Source organism: Paenibacillus aurantiacus, assembly GCF_042431225.1.
Lineage (GTDB): Bacteria > Bacillota > Bacilli > Paenibacillales > Paenibacillaceae > Paenibacillus_Z > Paenibacillus_Z aurantiacus.
In genome coordinates this window covers 92883-110208 of sequence record NZ_JBHMDO010000022.1, presented here as the reverse complement: position 1 = coordinate 110208, position 17326 = coordinate 92883, and the positions used below count along the sequence as shown (strand labels likewise).

Below are 17326 nucleotides of genomic sequence, written 5' to 3'. Positions count from 1 at the left end.
CATTCCGCTTCATGGAATGTCCCTCTTTGCACTGCGTCCCGGACGACCGGCTAGCGCTGACCCGCGCCTGCCGGCGTACCGCCGCGTTGGCCCTGCCGCTGGCCTTGTGCGCCTGCCTGCGCCTGCGGCTTGCGTTGTCCTTGCGGCTTGTTCCCGCCTGCTACGGCTTGCTGTCCGCCGCCTTGACGAGGTTGCTGCTTCTTTTGACCGTTGTGGTTCGCTCCGCCTGCTTGCGCCTGCGGCTTGCGCTGTCCTTGCGGCTTGTTCCCGCTCGCGCCGGTCTGCTGCCCGCCGCCTTGACGAGGCTGCTGCTTCCCTTGACCGCTGTGGTTCGCTCCGCCTGCTTGCGCCTGCGGCCTGCCACCCTTGCGCGCGTTCTGTGCCACGTTCGGCTGCGGCGCGGCGGCCGGGGTCTCGCCCGTCATCGGGAACGGATGATCCGCGACGACCGGCACCTTCTTCTTGGTGACCTTCTCGATGTCCTTCAGGTACGGAATCTCTTCCGTCTCGCAGAAGGAGATCGCCGTCCCGCTCAGGCCGGCCCGTCCGGTGCGGCCGATCCGGTGCACGTACGTCTCCGGGATGTTCGGCAGATTGAAGTTGATGACGTGGGACAGCTCGTCGATGTCGATGCCCCGAGCCGCGATATCCGTCGCGACGAGTACGCGCGTCGCGCCGCTCTTGAAGTTGTTCAGCGCCAGCTGGCGCGCGTTCTGCGACTTGTTGCCGTGAATCGCCGCAGCCGTGATGTTCTGCTTGGCCAAGCCGCGGACGACGCGGTCGGCCCCGTGCTTCGTGCGGGTGAACACGAGCGCCGAGACAATCGACTTATCCTGCAGCAGGTAGTTCAGCAAATTCGGCTTGTTTTCCTTGTCCACGAAATAGAGGGACTGCTCGATGCGGTCCACCGTGGACGACACCGGGGTAATCTCCACCTTCACCGGATCGGTCAGCAGCGTCTTCACCAGCTGCGCGATCTCCGGGGGCATCGTCGCCGAGAAGAAGAGCGTCTGGCGCTTGGCCGGCAGCTTCGCGATGACGCGCTTCACGTCGTGGATGAAGCCCATGTCCAGCATGCGGTCGGCTTCGTCGAGCACGAACGTCTCGACGTCCTTCAAGTCGACATGCTTCTGGTTGATCAGATCGATCAGCCGTCCCGGCGTGGCGATCAGAATGTCGCACCCGTACGCCAAGTCCCGTTCCTGCGGCCTCTGCGGCACGCCGCCGACAATGACGAGCGCGCGCAGATCGGTGAATTGGCTGTACGCTTTGATGTTGTCCATGATTTGGATCGCCAGCTCCCGGGTCGGCGTCAGGATGAGCGCTCGAATTGCCCGTTTGCCGCCCTTGCGGGCTTGTCCGCTCAAGCGGTGAATGATGGGCAGCGAGAACGCGGCCGTCTTGCCCGTGCCCGTCTGGGCGCAGCCGAGCAGGTCTCGGCCGGCGAGCGCGGCCGGAATCGATTGGGCCTGAATCGGCGTCGGCATCTCGTAGTTCTCTTTGCGCAGCGCCTTGAGTATGGCGGGATTCAATTGTAACGATTCGAATGTCATAAGGTCTCCTAATTAATTGATCTATTTGGATTCGTGTCTGAATGAATACGATAGTGAAATCCGGCGTAGTGGTTAAGAATAACATGAATAGGTGCCAAGCAGAAGAGGAAGCGAGCGGAAATCGGCTCGGCGGCGGAACTACGGACCAAGGGGACGGTCGCTCGTCAAGCGGCCGTCCCCTTCCTTTGCCGATCCGGCCCGGGCTTAATATTCGACCCGGTTCTGATTATACTTCGCTTGTTGGCGGTTCGCGATGTAGACCTCGTACAGCTCACGCTCGACCGGGTCGCTTACATGGCAGACGGAGATCTTCGCTACCTCGTCGCGATGCTTCTTCATCGGGGAGACCGAATCTTCGAAATGCTTCTTGATCCGCTGACGCAGCTTGCGGGCTTTGCCGACGAAGAGCAGCTCGTCCTTCGCGTTGTAGAACATGAAGATGCCGCCGTGCTCCCTCGTAATGAGATGGAAATCGGTAAAACCGTAAATATTGCTAAGCTCCGGGGCGTCCTGCTTCGTTATCGTCACGTTCGGCTCCGGGATGGTAATGGTAATCACGTTCGTGTCACGTCCTTTGTTCGACTAGGGGCTCCAGCGAGCCTTCTTCGTATAGTGTACCATCTTTCAGGAAGTTTAGCTTCAATACGTAGCGTCTGGCAGCCGTTCCCTCGTATGATAGCGTTAGAACAACCGCAGTGAAGGAGGTTATACGCCTTGTACAAAATCAGCGCGTTCTCGAAGCTATCCGGCGTGTCGGTCAAAACGCTGCGTTTCTACGACGAAATCGGCCTTCTTGCGCCCGCAGCCACCGACGAGCACAACGGTTATCGCTACTACGCGGAAGAACAGCTGCTTACCGTCAAACGCATCCAAGCCTTCAAATCGGAGGGATTCACGCTCGAGACGATCCGGTCTTTCCTGGAAGCGGACGGCCCTACCAGCGCGGTGCAAGACGCGCTTGCCGCGAAGCAGCGCGAACTTGCACGCGTCATCGACGAAGCGCGCCGGCAGGCGAGCGAGATCGGGCAGCGGCTGGACCGCGCCCGGATGGCCGCGGAGTCAAGTCCGGCATTCGGCTTTCGCGCGGTCGAACCGGTGTTGGCCGCCTCCATCCGGGACCGCGTGCCCCGGTCGCAGCTGTGCCTGCTGCTGAATGAATTGACCGCGTATGCCGAAGCGCATGGGCAGACCGCCGACCAGCTTATCGTGACGCAGCACGAGGAAACGGAGGATGGCTACTGCGAACTCGAAGTCGCGATCCCGCTGAGCGAGGCGATCCCTGGCAATAAACGGGTTCAAATCGGCCTTCTCCCGGGCTTCGCCTCTGCCGCCTCGCATGTGCACGTCTGCAATCCTTATCAAGAAGACTGTCTGGCCGCGGAACGGCTGTCGGATTGGCTCGCGTCGCAGGGGATGCCGCTTGCGACGCGCTTCCCGATGCGTGAAATCTATCTCACTTCGGACCGCGACATGTACGGCTCAATGCGTCTTGCGGAGCTCTTAATTCCGCTCGATCGGCGCATCTGAACCGGATTGACCATCGCCGTACTTACGCCATTCTCCCACGCGATTGGCATTCGCGTTCAATCGCGTTTTTCGCCTGCGCTGATTTTTTTTAGCGCGCCCGCTTGACTCTCCCCTTTACTGGAAGGCGTACAGTAGGCCTAAGTCGAACAAAGGGGAGCGAACAGGAATGAAACGATTGGGAGGCAAAACCGCGCTGGTGACGGGGGCAAGCCGAGGTATCGGCAGAGGAATAGCGATGCGTCTGGCTGCCGACGGCGCGACCGTGGGGGTACATTACGGCAGCAACCGCGATGCCGCGAACGAGGTCGTACGCGCAATCGAAGCGCAGGGTGGACGAGCGATCGCGATCGGGGCGCAGCTGGATACCGTGCATGGCGTCAATGCGCTGCTGGAAGCCGTGCAGTCTTCACTGCTTCCCCTGACGGGAAATGACAAGCTGGATATAGTAATCAATAACGCCGGGGTTGGCACGTCGAGCTCATTCGAGGAGACGACCGAACAAGAACTTGACCGCCTGCTCGCCGTTAACGTGAAGGCGCCGTTCTTTCTCGTGCAGCAGGCGCTGCCCATCTTGAACGAAGGGGGCCGGATCGTGAACATCTCCTCCGGCGTAACGCGCATCGCCTACCCGCATATTATGGCCTACAACTTGACCAAAGGCGCGATCAATACGTTCACCCTGCATCTTGCGCAGCTGCTCGGTCCTCGCGGCGTAACCGTCAATGCTGTGCTGCCTGGCATTGTAGACACGGATGTGAACGCGGCTTGGCTGCGCACGCCAGAGGGCCAGGCTCATGCCTCCGGCATGTCGGCGCTAGGACGGGTCGGCGAGCCATCGGACATCGCCGATGTCGTGGCCTTTCTCGTCTCTGCCGACGGCCGGTGGGTAACCGGCCAAATGGTTGACGCGACAGGCGGCTCGCATCTCTAACCGAAGGACGGCCCGTGGGCCGTCTTTTTTTTTGGCATGAAAACCGGGCGAAGATGTATGTTAACCATGACGGTTGAACAGGCGTCCGGCAGCGCGTCGATTGATTCGGCGATGCACAAAAGTAACCAATCTCGCTTCAGGGCGAGAACATGGCGGCGAGGCGTTGACGAAACTATGGAAATGGGCATAATTAACTACAAAGGAGAATGATAACTGTGACTCAAGCCCGACTCCGCGTCTACATCTTGTCGCTGTTTCTCATCGCAACCGGCATCGCCGTATCGACATTCTCCGCGTTCTCGCTCGCGCCGCTGACCTTCCAAGTCATGGGCGTCTATTGGCTGTTTTCCTTACTGTATTACCACTTGCGGATCAATAGCCGCCGGGGCAGCACGAGCGTAGAGTACGGCATTAATTATAATGTATCGCTGATCCTGTTCACCGGCCCCTTCGGCTTGTATCTATTCGAAGCCGTCTACCGGCTAATCGGCTATCTATATAAGAAGAAGACCAAGACCGACGAACCCGGCGAGGGCGTCCAGACATTCTACAATGTCGGCTCCTTCGTCATTCAAGGTACAGCTGCTTATTACGTCTACCAATGGCTGATTCCTTGGTTCGAGGGAAATCTCGTCGCCTTCTGGGTGCTTCTCTTCCTGCTCGTTACCGTTACGGCGGTGGTGTCAGACCTCTTCCTCCTCGGGGTGTTCAGCTTGCTCGGCGATATTCGCACGCGTGCGGACGTGGCCGCGTTCTTGAAGGAGCGCAGTATTTTGGACATGGCGAAGACGGCGTTCTCCAACGGCTTGCTGCTCCTATTCCTCGAACAACGGAACTGGACGGCGATCATCGGCCTGTTCGTGCTCAACTATCTCGTCAGCCAGTCGTATCTGGTCAAAGCGCAGAGCGCGCAGGACAAGCACGAGCGGAACAAATACGAGCATATGGCTTACACCGACTTCCTGACCGGCCTCCATAACCGCGCTTACATGGAGCTGAAGATGAAGGAGCTGGAGAAGACCAAAGAGGCGATCGGCATCGTCGTGGCGGACATCGACAAGTTCAAGTCGATCAACGATACGTACAACCACAGCGTAGGCGATCGGGTCATCCAGCATTTCGCGGCGGCGCTGAAGGCAAAGGCAGGTACCGACGATATTTTGGCGCGAAGCGGCGGCGAGGAGTTCACGATGTTCCTGCGCGGCAGAAGCTTCGAATCGTGCCTTGCGCTCGTGGAAGAGCTGCGGCAGCAGATCGAGAGCGACGCGGTCGAAGCGGAATTCCAAGATCAGACGTCGCGTATCCCCTATACCGCCTCGTTCGGCCTCTATTTCTTCACGGAACAGGAAGAAGTCCCGATCGAGAAAGGCTACATCTATGCCGATCAGCTGCTGCTCGAATCGAAACAGCTCGGGCGCAACCGGATTACGGTCAGCCCCGGCCAGCAGCACGAGTCTAGTCTATCAACGAGTTAGAGCGTGCAGCCAGCCGCGATACGCCTAAGCGAAGGCAGCACACAAGCGAATAATAGGATGACGAACCCCCGGCTTCGCAGGAAGCGCGGGGGTTTTATTGTCGGCGCCGGCCGCCCTGACGCGCCATCTCCTGCTCGCTCATTCAACGCACCCCGCTCTGTTTAAATGTGCGAATCTACGAAAGACATTACCCCGGTCCAAATGAGCGACTCGGAATAGAATATGCTATCAATATGGAAAGGAGGTTGATAGACTATGGCGGCGATTCTCCTTCCTCAACAGGTTTTCAACGTGCCGGCAGGCGTCAGCAAGTCGTATTTCGAGAATTTGACGGGACCGGTTAATGCTTCGGTGACGGTGCAAAACAACTCGACGTTCTCGGTCACGCTCATCCTGACGCACGCGAACGGACCGACCATCAATTACGTGATTCCGGCTGCCCAAAGCTTGACTGTCGTCGTTCCTGGCCTGCTGCTCGCGGGACTCTTCTCCAATGGCGGCGGCGCAACTTTCGGGTATATCCAAGTCGCGGTTGCAACCCTCTAATCCGTGCGCATCATCAAACAATTCCGCATCAGAAAAGAAAGCATGCGGCGTTTGAACATGGGTTCGAGCACCGCGTGCCGGCCAAAATGCAAGACTGCAGCTCCCGCCTCTGCGGGGGCTTTTTTGCGTTCGGGGGAGGAACTCGCATCTAGACGTTTGGCGGCAGCGTATTGGCAATTCCTTCCTCATTGTATATTTTTGTTGTACATACAAAATAGAAAACAATCCCGACACGAACCATAGGAGGTCCCCCATATGCCCGACGAACAAGATCCCCGGCTTACGCCGGCAGCCTCCGGGAACCCGGACGAAGCTTTCCTGCACGAATGCCTGTATTTCACCGCCAATCGGCTTAGCCGCGCCATTACCCGCATCGCCGACGACGCGTTCGCGACGACAGGGCTTACACCCGCGTACGGCTACCTTATTCGGCTCGTCATTGCCTCCCCGGGCATTACGCAGAAGGAGCTCTCCGAGAAGCTGTATATTACCCCGTCCACGCTGACCCGCTTCATCGACAAGTTGGAGGCCAAGCAGCTCGTTCGGCGGCAAGTAAGCGGCAAGACCGTCAACGTCTACCCGACCGATCGCGGACGGGAGCTGGAGCAGCCGATTCGCGACGCCTCGCGACGATTGAAGGCGACCTACGAAACGATCCTCGGGCCGGATGAGGCCAAGGCGCTGACTGCAAGCCAGGAATCGGCCAGTGAGCAGCTGGAGAAATAACGCGACTAACGTCCGTGGATTTTTCCGCCTTGTATTTTGGTTGTACAACAAAAATATGCGAGGTGTACCCATGGAAGCTGAACCCATCCTCACGGAACAACGCCGCAATCCCCGGCTTCATTATGGCTGGATCGTCGCCCTGCTGACGTTCGTCACGCTGCTCGTCTCTGCCGGCATCCGCTCGCTGCCGAGTATTCTGATCGTCCCTTTCCAGGAGGAATTCGGCTGGAGCCGGGGCGGCATCTCGAGCGTCATCTCCGTCGGCATCTTCCTCTATGGCCTGGTCGGTCCGTTCTCCGCAGCCTTGCTCATGCGCTTCGGGATCCGTAAAGTCATCCTGTCCGCGCTTGCCGTGCTGGCGGCCAGCCTTGCGGTCACGCCGCTGATGACGTCGCTGTGGCAGTTCGAACTGCTCTGGGGCGTCGTCTCCGGCCTTGCTACCGGCATGATGGCCAACGTGCTCGGAGTGACGGTCAGCAACCTGTGGTTCGTGCAGCGTAGAGGGCTTGTCGTCGGATTACTGACTGCCAGCGCCGCCACTGGCCAGCTGCTGTTCCTGCCTTTGTTCGCGAAGATCACCGCCGACTGGGGATGGCGTTACGCCTTATACGCCGCCGTGGCCGCCATTGTGCTCGTGCTCGCGGCCGTAGCCGCCTGGATGCGCAATCACCCTTCCGACGTAGGGGCCGCGCCCTATGGTTCCAATGCGATCGTGCAGCCCGTTCCGTTCGCAGGCAATCTGTTCCTGACGCCGATCCGCAACCTGCGCCGCGCGATGAAGAGCACCACCTTCTGGCTGCTTGCCGGCACTTTCTTCTTCTGCGGCTTCTCCACGAACGGGCTCATCGGCACGCACCTGATCGCGGCTTGCGGCGACCACGGCATGCTGGAGGTGGCGGCAGCGGGCCTGCTCGCTATGATGGGCATCTTCGACTTGTTCGGCACGACGATCTCCGGCTGGCTGTCCGACCGCTTCGATAGCCGCTGGCTGCTGTTCTGGTACTACGGGCTGCGCGGACTGTCCCTGCTGTTCCTCCCGTATGCGCTGGATGCCACGCCCGCGATGCTGATCGTCTTCTCCGTCTTCTACGGACTCGACTGGATCGCCACCGTGCCGCCGACCGCTAAGCTGGCAGGCGTCGCATTCGGGAAAGAGCAATCCGCGATGATCTTCGGCTGGATCGTTGTCGCCCACCAGATCGGCGCCTCCACGGCCGCCTACGGGGCCGGCGTGCTGCGCGATTGGCTCGGCAGTTATTCGCAGGCGTTCGTCATCGCCGGCTTCTTCTGCTTCGTCGCGTCGCTCATGGCCGTGCGAATCAGCAAGCGCGGACGCGACAGCGATACGTCGAAGGCTGCATTGGCGTAAATCGGACGATTGCATCAATCCCATCAATAGGAGGGGGTACGCGAATGCGTGCTCCCTCCTATTTGGTCTCTCCCCCCGAGGATTGGCAAGTTTAGCCTATCTGCTCGTCCAAATTTGGATAAATTCCGCCGTTTGTGCTATAATTAGCTCATATTCCACGCGAAAGGAGGCTTTTAGGCATGATTGATCGGGTTTTCTCCTTAAATCGTTCTCTTTCGCTGCTTTTGCTTGCCAGCTTCATGTTCTTCGTGACGCCTTTCCCATGTCTGGAGATCGCTGACAGCGAATCTGCCGTAACCTCTTCGTCGAACGGCATGGAATACTTCCCGGGCAAGAGCGCGGTGCGCAAGCAATCTCCCGTCACGAGCGGCCTGCGAATCGCAGAGCTGTTCCCAATCGTCTTCTTCCTGCTTGCCGCATGGACGCAGTTGATTCGCCGCGCCCGCATGGACGTCGGCGTGACGTACGAGCCCCGGATTGCGCGCAGTTTGACCCGCTTGATGCTCACCCCCATCAAATTCACCTCCACGTTTGTGTAAGTACGCGCTTATAGCCTTCCATTTGTTACCTGCTATCTCGATTCCGAGCGGACCCGCGTTTTTGCGACCTAACGTACCGGTTCTATTTGTGCTGCAACGCTCATTGGTTTGCGTTCATGGTCAAGACCAGGAATGCTGCATGGAGCGACATGCTCATTGGTTTGCGTTCATAAGACCAGGAATGCTGCATGGAGCGACACGCTCATTGGTTTGCGTTCATGGTCAAGACCAGGAATGCTGCATGGAGCGATACGCTCATTGGTTTGCGTTCATAAGACCAGGAATGCTGCATGGAGCGATACGCAATTTGATTTGCGTTGCGTTCGCAGCTGCTTGAAGCGGCCTAGCCATGTAATCCGCAGCCAATCGCTGTTTATGACGGACTTGTCCTTCCCGTTTGTGCAAAAAAACGGACCGGCAACGTTCTATTTCACCTTGCGCAAAAACCGGCCTCCGCACGGTATTCCTTACTAAACTGGAGGTTTAAGCCATGAATATAAGAGAAATTGAACTCCCGGGCATCGGGAAAAAGTTTGAAATGATTACCCGCGCCGGCGACAAAGTCGTCGTCATCGTCCATGATGACGGACGGCGGGAATGCTACCACTTCGAGCACGGCGATCCATCCGCAAGCCGCTCCATGGTGACGCTCGACGACGACGAGTCCCGCCTGCTCGCCGGTATTATCGGCGGGATGGCGTACGCGCCCAAAGCGCTGGAGACGATCGAAATGGCGCTCGGCGATCTCATACTCGAATGGTACCGGGTCGAGCCGTCCTTCAAATGCGTCGGCAAAACGATCGGCGAGCTGGACGTCCGGCAATCGACCGGCGCCACCATTATCGCCGTCATCGGCCGGGGTGCCGCCAAGCAGGTGAACCCCGGACCGGAAACGTTGCTGATAGCGGATTCCGTCCTCGTTGTAGCCGGAGAGCGGGGACAGCAGAAGCTGTTCAAAGAGATGATCATGAACGGAAGGGACGGCGCCTATGGATTACATCGTATTTGAGATCGGCCTCGCCATCGCGCTGATCGCAATCGCCGGCCTGCTCTCCGCCAAGCTGCGATTCTCGGTCATCCCGTTCTATATCCTGGTCGGCATGGCCGTCGGCCCTCACTCCGTGCAATTCTGGCATATCGATCTGCGGTTCATCTCGAGCACGCCGCTGATCGAATTTCTCGGCCGAATCGGCGTCTTGTTCCTCTTGTTCTATCTGGGGCTGGAGTTCTCGGTCGGCCGCTTGATCAAGTCGGGCAAGTCGATCGCCGTCGGCGGCACCATCTATATTCTGATTAACTTCACGCTCGGTCTGCTATTCGGCTTCTTTACGGGTCTCCCACTGTTCGAGGTGCTGATTATCGCCGGCATTACAACCATCTCCTCGAGCGCGATCGCGGCCAAAGTGCTCGTGGACCTGAAACGAACCGCCAATCCCGAGACCGAGCTCATTCTCGGCATCATCATGTTCGAGGACGTCTTCCTGGCGCTCTACATCTCGATGATCTCCGGTCTCATTCTGAGCGGATCCTCATCGCTCGCCGGCATTCTGCTGTCCGCGTCCATCTCGCTCGGCTTCATGCTGCTTGTGCTCATTGTCGGACGCAAGGCGGTGCCGCTACTGAACCGGGTGCTCGACATCCGCTCCAACGAGCTATTCCTGCTCGTCATCTTCGCGGCGCTGTTCGTCATCGCGGGCTTCTCGGAGACGATTCATGTCGCCGAGGCGATCGGCGCGCTGCTGGTCGGACTCGTGCTCGCGGAGACGGAACACCGGAAGCGGATCGAGAAGCTGATTCTGCCGTTCCGGGATTTCTTCGGCGCGATCTTCTTCTTCAGCTTCGGCCTCACGATCGATCCGCTCTCGCTGGGCGGCGCGGTCTGGATGTCGCTCGCGGCAGTCGCGCTGACGCTGGCCGGGAACTTCGCCGCCGGCATGTGGGCCGGACGCAGCGCCGGCTTATCCGCCAGAGCCTCGGTCAATATCGGCTTCACGATCGTGGCGCGCGGCGAATTCTCGATTATTATGGCAAAGCTTGCGCAAAGCGGCGGTCTGCTTCCGATTATCCAACCGTTCGCCGCGCTATACGTCCTTATTCTCGCGATACTTGGACCGATTCTGACCAAGGAGACCAAAATCATTCACGCGTTCATGAGCCGTCTATACGGTCTGCTCCCCAAACGCAATAAGCCCGACCGGGCGCATGAAGGCTAGCATGTACGAGGGCATTCGCCCGACAAGCGACTATTCTGAACCGGCCAAAGGAGGAGACGATATGGCAGTACCTGCAGAAACGTTGGAACCTACGGTAATCGCGGCCGTGATGTATGTCACGGTTATGACGGCGGTCTTCGCGACCGCGATCTGGTGCATGAATCAATCGGCTTGGATGCGTGTCCTGCGCATACGCGGCCCGCGCGTCCCGGAGATCGCGGCGGCACTCGGGCAGGCAACCGGCAGGAAAGTCACGCTCGTGCGCGAGTCCGGCACGGAACCGGGCGACAGCGGGCCTTGGCGGGCTGAGCTGACCTTCAGCCGTCTGGAAGCCGTGGCGGCCGCCGACATGGCCCGCCGCCTCGACCCTGACGCGAAGGCGGATATCGGTCCGGTCCCCGGTAGGCGGCGAGCGCGGACGACTTCGGTTATGACAGACCTTCCTGTATCTAAATACGGCAATACGCTGACGAAATAAAAACCGAAGACGCTTCCCCGCCGCGCAAGATGCGCGAGCGTCGGAAGCGTCTTTTTGTCGGCCTGCGCCTGCCTAGAACCCGCCAGACAGCTACTCAGTGGTCGACCGCGCGGGATCGGTCCTTCTGCAAACCCTAACGTACGCGGAAAGCGAATCTATAGCACGCACGGCATGAGCTCATCGGCGATATACTGCGCGAACGGAGGATGTCCGCCGTTCTTCTCGCTGCCCGGAATACAGGACCAAGGCTTCCTCTCGTTTGCTGACTATTTGACTCCGAAATCGAAGAGAGGCTCCCTTGTTAGGGAGCCTCTCTCAAGAATTGCTATTCTATTTTTGTACCTTCACTGTCGTCTGACCAACCACGAGCTTACCGTCTACGTAGCCCCGGAAAGACAAGGTAACTTGATCTGTCGTCCAGTTGAAATCCGAACGCTCGAACTTGAACTGGCCAATCGAGGCCTGATTGTAGTAGCCGTTATTGCTGTTCAGCGCCTTCACGCCGTTAAGCGTAACGCTATTCAGGTCGAAGCCTTGCGTGCTATAACCGTTTGGCAGATCGACGCGTACGGTAAACACGCCTTTATTGCCTTTGATGACCGTCGGCGTTACCGTGATGGTGCCTTGAATGGCAACGACAATTTGTTTTTTCACAGTCGTCGTCATCCCCGCACCGTTGGTTGCCGTCACGAGTACGGCATAAACGCCTGGCTGACCCAATGCAATCGCGCTACCGTTTCTCACATCGGTCGCTGTTCCATCTGGACGGGTTACAGTCATCTTCTCCGACACGATGCTGGAGAGCGTGTCTACGACCGAGTAGTTCAGCGTCAAGTTTGTGTTAGCCACGTACTCGTCTTTCACGTTCATGGTGATCACAGGTGCCGATTTGTCAATTTTGACGATGGCTGTTTGAGCCGCTTCAATATTGCCGGTAGCGTCTACGGAGTAGAATGTAACTTGATGAATACCTTCGCTGCCGATCGTAAATTTGCTGCCCTCTGCATTGGCAGAACCGTCAATGGAATACAACGTACGGGCAATGCCGCTTTGCGCATCAGCCGCCGTCAACGTAACCGTTACATCGTCTTTCGACCAGCCGCCAGGAACTGCCGCGGTTGTCAAAGGAGCCGTACGGTCAACGCTGACTTTAATCGTCTGTACATCCTCTTTATTGCCTGCCGCGTCTACCGAGTAGAAGCTGATCGTGCTGACGCCTTCGTTCTCGACTGTGAACGATGTGCCTTCTTGATACTCGGAGCCATTGACTGCGTAGTATGTTGCTGCCACGCCGCTTTGCGCATCGCTAGCTGCCAGTTTCACCGCCGCCGCTTGCACCCATGCCGTCGGCGCGGTTGCCGTCGTCACAGGAGCCGTACGGTCAACGCTGACTTTGATCGTCTGCACATCCTCTTTATTGCCTGCTGCGTCTACCGAGTAGAAGCTGATAGTGCTGACGCCTTCGTTCTCGACCGTGAACGATGTGCCTTCTTGATACTCGGAGCCATTGACTGCGTAGTATGTTGCTGCCACGCCGCTTTGCGCATCGCTAGCTGCCAGTTTCACCGCCGCCGCTTGCACCCATGCCGTTGGCGCGGTTGCCGTCGTCACAGGAGCCGTGCGGTCAACGCTGACTTTGATCGTCTGCGCCTCTTCTTTGTTGCCTGCCGCGTCTACTGAGTAGAAGCTGATTGTGCTGACGCCTTCGTTCTCGACCGTGAACGATGTGCCTTCTTGATACTCGGAGCCATTGACTGCGTAGTATGTTGCTGCCACGCCGCTTTGCGCATCGCTAGCTGCCAGTTCCACCGCCGCCGCTTGCACCCATGCCGTTGGCGCGGTTGCCGTCGTCACAGGGGCCGTACGGTCAACGCTGACTTTGATCGTCTGCACGTCTTCTTTGTTGCCTGCCGCGTCTACCGAGTAGAAGCTGATTGTGCTGACGCCTTCGTTCTCGACTGTGAACGATGTGCCTTCTTGGTACTCGGAGCCATTGACTGCGTAGTATGTTGCTGCCACGCCGCTTTGCGCATCGCTAGCTGCCAGTTTCACCGCCGCCGCTTGCACCCATGCCGTTGGCGCGGTTGCTATCGTCGCTGGCGCCGTGCGGTCGATCTTAATTTGAATCGTTTTTGCCGTTTCCTTATTCCCAGCACGATCCACGGAGTAAAAGGAGATTTCGGTAATACCCTCTTGGTCTACTGTGAGCGAATTTCCCGCCGTGTAGACTCCCCCATTAACGGCATAGTACGTGGCTGCGACGCCGGTTTCGTTGTCGGTCGCAGACAAGCTGACGTTCTGGTCGCCGTTCGTCCAAGTCGTTAAAGCCGCAGCCGTCGTCACCGGCGCTTCCGTATCGACGATGAGTTTCGCCAATACAATATTGGAAGGCGCTGACTGACCGAACGAATTACTAACCGATGTTACATAATACTCATGGTTCTTATACGTCAGATCCGTCAACGTATAGGAAAGGTTGTTTACCTTCTCGGCCACCAGAACCGATTGACCATCAATAAGCTCATAAACATTATAGCCGTTGGCATACGTCACGAAGTTCCAGGTAATACGGGCGCTTGTCGTGCTCAGCAGCTTCAAGGTTGCGACCGGAGGCTGCATGACCGGGAACACGATGTTTTCGCTAATGCGGTTCGACGCCACGGACTCCCCGAATCGCGTATGGTACGCTGTCACTTCATATTGATGCGTGGCTTCGGTCAGGTTGTAAATCTTGTAGCTGAGCGCAGTTCCTTTATAAAGGAGTTGGCGCTTGCCGTCCGTTACATCGTATACGCGATATTCGCTAACCCAAGTTACGGCTGGCCAGGACAGCGTGATGTTATTCGCATCGAATACCGTCCCTTTAACTACTGGAGGAACTACAGTCGGCCATACTAAATTTACGTTAAGCGTTTTGCCCGCGGGCGATTCGCCGAAACGGCTGCTATAAGCATATACCGCAAACTCGTAGTTTCCTTCCGGCAAGTTCTCGAGGGTGGCGCTCGTGCTTGTTACCGTGCTCTTCAGCACCTTCTGACCGTCCACGACCTGATAGACGCGATAGGCCGTTGCATAAGTCGCCGCGCCCCATTTAAGGGTCATGTCGTTGCCATTGGCGATGGTAGACGTCAAGGTCGCCGGTGGTTGCATGGTCGGCCATACAAGCGGGAACTCAAGCTTTGCGCCTTCCGGCGAGTCGCCAAAGCGATCGCTGTAGGAGCGCAGCACATACTTATAATCGCCCTCTGGCTGATTTAATAAGGTTACTGTCGTGCCGCTCTGGGTCTTCACCAGCACTTCTTCGCCATTGACGACCTGATACAGTTTATAAGCCGTTGCATAATTGACGTAATTCCACTTCAACGTCACATCGTTGCCGCTGCTCACCGTTTGCGTAAATCCGGTAGGCGTCTCCATAATCGGGAACTCTACGTTCAACGTCAGCTTGCTGCCCTCAGGGGATTCCCCGAACCTGTAGCTTACGGCATGAACAATATACGCATGCGGACCGCTCGATACGTTACTTAACGTTGAGCTATACGTGGTGACGGAACTCTTGGCGACCTTTGCACCGTCGATTAACTCGTAAACCTTGTAATAATCGCCGTAAGCGGCAGCCGTCCAGGTTAATCGAACATCGTTGCCGTTCAGAATTTTATAAGCTGGATTACCCGGCGCAGTCATATCCGGATACGTCAATTGGAACGAAACGTCTGCCCCTTCAGGGGATTCGCCAAGCAGCGAGGAAACCGAATGGATCTCGTAGGCCAGACTGCCTTCCGGCTGATTGTAGTACGTAACGCTAGTTCCGCCTACATTGCTTTTCAGCGTTTTTTGGCCATCGACGATTTGGTAGACTCTATAACTTGTCGCATACTCCGCCGCAGTCCACTTCAACGTTACGTCATTGCCGTTAGCGACGGTATAGACCGGGTTCGTCGGTGCTTCCATGACCTGCCCGTTCAGCGTCAGATTGACGGTCGAACCCTCCACCGAATCGCCGAAGCGGTCGGACACCGAGTGGATCATATACGTATACGATCCCGGGGCCATGCCTGTGTAAGTAACGTTCAGCTTGGATGCCGTGGTTCTCAGTACCTTCTGGCCATTGACGACTTGATATACTTTATAGCTGGTCGCATAAGGGACGGCATCCCAGCTTAACGTAAAGCTTGTCGCGTTCGTAATCGTCTGCACCGCATTGGCAGGCGCTTGCATCACCGGCCATGTGAGCGTGAAAGACACCGTGCCCGCCTCAGCCGATGTTCCAAAACGAGAGGAGGCGGCATACACCTCGTAGGTGTAATCCCCTTTCGGCAAGTACGAATAGGTGACCGATTTGGTCGCTACCGTGCTTTTCAAGGTTTTCTGGCCGTTGGCTACCAGATAAACCTTGTAACTATCCGCATACTCCGAAGCGTCCCAGCTAAGAGTCGCGTCATTCCCGTTTACGATTGCGTATTTCACGTTGCCTGGCGCCTTCAGGATGACGGGATCGATCGTGAATGTCACCGAGCTTCCCTCAGCCGATTCGCCAAAACGCGAGCTGTAAGCATGTACAACGTATTCATAGTTCCCGGCCGGCTGCAAGGTGTAGGTTGCGCTTGTGCTGGACACCGTGCTTTTCAACACTTTCTGGCCATCGACCACCTGATAAACCTTATAGCCGTCTGCGTTGGCGCTGGCTGTCCACGTCAAAATAACATCATTCATGTTCAACAGTTTGTAAGCAAGACCGCTTGGAGGCGCCAGTGCCACCGCTCCAATCGTAAGCGAGGCTTGGCTGCCTTGTGCCGATTCCCCGAAGCGATCGCTGTAGGCGCGCACTTCATAGAGGTAATCCCCGGCCGGTTGGTTCGTATAGGCAACGGAAGTGCCTGTCACCGTGCTCTTCAGCACGGCTTGTCCATCCACGATTTGATAAATCTTGTAGTTGGTTGCATTCGCTGATGCTGTCCAAGTAAGAAGAACATCATTAACGTTTTGCAGCTTTGCCGCAAAATTAGTCGGCGCCGTCATGGTTACAGAACCGATGGTTGCTGTAATCTGGCTGCCTTCGGCCGATTCGCCAAAGCGATCGCTATAAGCATGGACTTCGTACACATATTGGCCGGCCGCCTGATTTGCAAAAACAGCCGATGTGCCGGTAACGGTGGTTTTCAACGCTTTCCCGCCGTCGTTAATTTGATAAATGCGATAGCTGCTTGCGTAGCTGGACGCCGCCCACTTCAGCGTGAGGTCGTTCACATTCGTAACCGTGAAGCTCGGGCTGCCAGGGGCTGCCATAACGGGATACACAACCGTGACCTCTGCCGGTGCCGAGAGCGGCGATTCGCCGAACAACGGATTCGCGGCGCTAACGGCATAACGGTATGTGCCCTCTGCAACGTTAATTACCGAGAATGTGCGCGAGGTTTGGGTTTTGACTAGCGCCGTTTGGCCATCCTCTTGAATTTGAAATAGATTGTAGCTCTGCGCATTGGCGGAAGCTGTCCAGTTCAGGACAAGGTCGCTGCCATTCTGAACGGAGGCGGTAAGCGCCGGGGCGGTCATCTCCGGATAGACGACATCCGCCGTTACAGGAGCGCTCGGTCCGGATTCGCCCTCCGCGCTAAGCGTGGAGATTGCGTAGGTATAGGACCCCTCGCTCACACTCTTCATCGTATAAGAGTTGGTCGCCGTCGTGCCGCGAACAAGGAGTTGGCCTTCCGTAATCTCATAAATTTGATAACCGGTTGCCCCAAATACGGTGTTCCACGTTAACTTAATATCAGCCCCCGTAACCTGGTAGCTGACATTGCTCGGCGGCAAAATACTGCTGTTGGCGGTCTCTGCCGCAAATACGTTTACGGCTGGTAGCATCAGTTGAATGACAAGTAAAAATGAGACCAACAATGAGAGTTTTCGTGCACCGTGTCGCTCGCTCATCTTATTCCTTCCTTTCTTCGATCCGGAAAATGGGCAAAAAA

The 17326-nt window shown here is 57.1% G+C and carries 13 protein-coding genes; 10 read left to right on the top strand and 3 right to left on the bottom strand.

All coding sequences use genetic code 11. The annotated features are described in order from the left end of the window. Positions 1-50 precede the first annotated feature (50 nt). Positions 51-1553: a DEAD/DEAH box helicase gene (locus tag ACFFSY_RS12220; RefSeq protein WP_377494212.1), complete on the bottom strand. Its 1503-nt coding sequence runs from the start codon at positions 1551-1553 to the stop codon at positions 51-53. A gap of 204 nt (positions 1554-1757) precedes the next feature. After that, a complete protein-coding gene (locus ACFFSY_RS12215; RefSeq protein WP_377494210.1) occupies positions 1758-2111 on the bottom strand; it encodes a nucleotide excision repair endonuclease in 354 nt (117 codons plus the stop codon). A gap of 156 nt (positions 2112-2267) precedes the next feature. Between ACFFSY_RS12215 and ACFFSY_RS12210 the strand changes: the two genes are divergently transcribed. The 10 genes from ACFFSY_RS12210 (at position 2268) to ACFFSY_RS12165 (ending at position 11357) form a co-directional block, all read left to right on the top strand. Beyond that, positions 2268-3080 (top strand): MerR family transcriptional regulator, encoded by an 813-nt coding sequence (locus ACFFSY_RS12210; protein ID WP_377494208.1) that lies wholly within the window; start codon positions 2268-2270, stop codon positions 3078-3080. Positions 3081-3246: 166 nt separating this feature from the next. Then, positions 3247-4011, top strand: a complete 765-nt coding sequence (locus ACFFSY_RS12205) for an SDR family oxidoreductase (RefSeq protein WP_377494206.1) — start codon at positions 3247-3249, stop codon at positions 4009-4011. A 215-nt stretch (positions 4012-4226) separates the two neighbouring features. Continuing rightward, positions 4227-5486: a GGDEF domain-containing protein gene (locus ACFFSY_RS12200; protein ID WP_377494204.1), complete on the top strand. Its 1260-nt coding sequence runs from the start codon at positions 4227-4229 to the stop codon at positions 5484-5486. Between the two features lie 255 nt (positions 5487-5741). Beyond that, positions 5742-6032, top strand: a complete 291-nt coding sequence (locus tag ACFFSY_RS12195; protein ID WP_377494202.1) for a hypothetical protein — start codon at positions 5742-5744, stop codon at positions 6030-6032. Between the two features lie 255 nt (positions 6033-6287). Continuing rightward, positions 6288-6758, top strand: a complete 471-nt coding sequence (locus ACFFSY_RS12190) for a MarR family winged helix-turn-helix transcriptional regulator (protein WP_377494200.1) — start codon at positions 6288-6290, stop codon at positions 6756-6758. Between the two features lie 70 nt (positions 6759-6828). Continuing rightward, positions 6829-8127 carry an MFS transporter gene (locus ACFFSY_RS12185; protein WP_377494198.1) on the top strand — a complete coding sequence of 433 codons (1299 nt, stop codon included), beginning with the start codon at positions 6829-6831 and terminating at the stop codon, positions 8125-8127. A 179-nt stretch (positions 8128-8306) separates the two neighbouring features. Then, positions 8307-8666 carry a hypothetical protein gene (locus ACFFSY_RS12180; RefSeq protein WP_377494196.1) on the top strand — a complete coding sequence of 120 codons (360 nt, stop codon included), beginning with the start codon at positions 8307-8309 and terminating at the stop codon, positions 8664-8666. A gap of 490 nt (positions 8667-9156) precedes the next feature. Next, positions 9157-9675, top strand: coding sequence for a cation:proton antiporter regulatory subunit (locus ACFFSY_RS12175; RefSeq protein WP_377494194.1), 519 nt, complete (start codon positions 9157-9159; stop codon positions 9673-9675). Beyond that, positions 9656-10879: a cation:proton antiporter gene (locus ACFFSY_RS12170; RefSeq protein WP_377494192.1), complete on the top strand. Its 1224-nt coding sequence runs from the start codon at positions 9656-9658 to the stop codon at positions 10877-10879. Before ACFFSY_RS12175 ends, ACFFSY_RS12170 begins: the two co-directional genes overlap by 20 nt. A gap of 61 nt (positions 10880-10940) precedes the next feature. After that, positions 10941-11357, top strand: coding sequence for a hypothetical protein (locus tag ACFFSY_RS12165; RefSeq protein ID WP_377494190.1), 417 nt, complete (start codon positions 10941-10943; stop codon positions 11355-11357). Between the two features lie 330 nt (positions 11358-11687). Here the strand turns inward: ACFFSY_RS12165 and ACFFSY_RS12160 are convergent, their stop codons facing one another. Beyond that, the gene (locus ACFFSY_RS12160; RefSeq protein ID WP_377494188.1) at positions 11688-17285 is read right to left on the bottom strand and encodes an OmpL47-type beta-barrel domain-containing protein; all 5598 of its coding nucleotides are present in this window, start codon (positions 17283-17285) and stop codon (positions 11688-11690) included. Between the last annotated feature and the right edge of the window lie 41 nt (positions 17286-17326).

What these genes read in the sequence shown, in the direction of transcription:
- ACFFSY_RS12220 (WP_377494212.1), bottom strand. Translation starts at nt 1,553, where the DNA reads ATGACATTCGAATCGTTACAATTGAATCCCGCCATACTCAAGGCGCTG.
- ACFFSY_RS12170 (WP_377494192.1), top strand. Translation starts at nt 9,656, where the DNA reads ATGGATTACATCGTATTTGAGATCGGCCTCGCCATCGCGCTGATCGCA.
- ACFFSY_RS12190 (WP_377494200.1), top strand. Translation starts at nt 6,288, where the DNA reads ATGCCCGACGAACAAGATCCCCGGCTTACGCCGGCAGCCTCCGGGAAC.
- ACFFSY_RS12185 (WP_377494198.1), top strand. Translation starts at nt 6,829, where the DNA reads ATGGAAGCTGAACCCATCCTCACGGAACAACGCCGCAATCCCCGGCTT.
- ACFFSY_RS12165 (WP_377494190.1), top strand. Translation starts at nt 10,941, where the DNA reads ATGGCAGTACCTGCAGAAACGTTGGAACCTACGGTAATCGCGGCCGTG.
- ACFFSY_RS12175 (WP_377494194.1), top strand. Translation starts at nt 9,157, where the DNA reads ATGAATATAAGAGAAATTGAACTCCCGGGCATCGGGAAAAAGTTTGAA.
- ACFFSY_RS12180 (WP_377494196.1), top strand. Translation starts at nt 8,307, where the DNA reads ATGATTGATCGGGTTTTCTCCTTAAATCGTTCTCTTTCGCTGCTTTTG.
- ACFFSY_RS12195 (WP_377494202.1), top strand. Translation starts at nt 5,742, where the DNA reads ATGGCGGCGATTCTCCTTCCTCAACAGGTTTTCAACGTGCCGGCAGGC.
- ACFFSY_RS12205 (WP_377494206.1), top strand. Translation starts at nt 3,247, where the DNA reads ATGAAACGATTGGGAGGCAAAACCGCGCTGGTGACGGGGGCAAGCCGA.
- ACFFSY_RS12160 (WP_377494188.1), bottom strand. Translation starts at nt 17,285, where the DNA reads ATGAGCGAGCGACACGGTGCACGAAAACTCTCATTGTTGGTCTCATTT.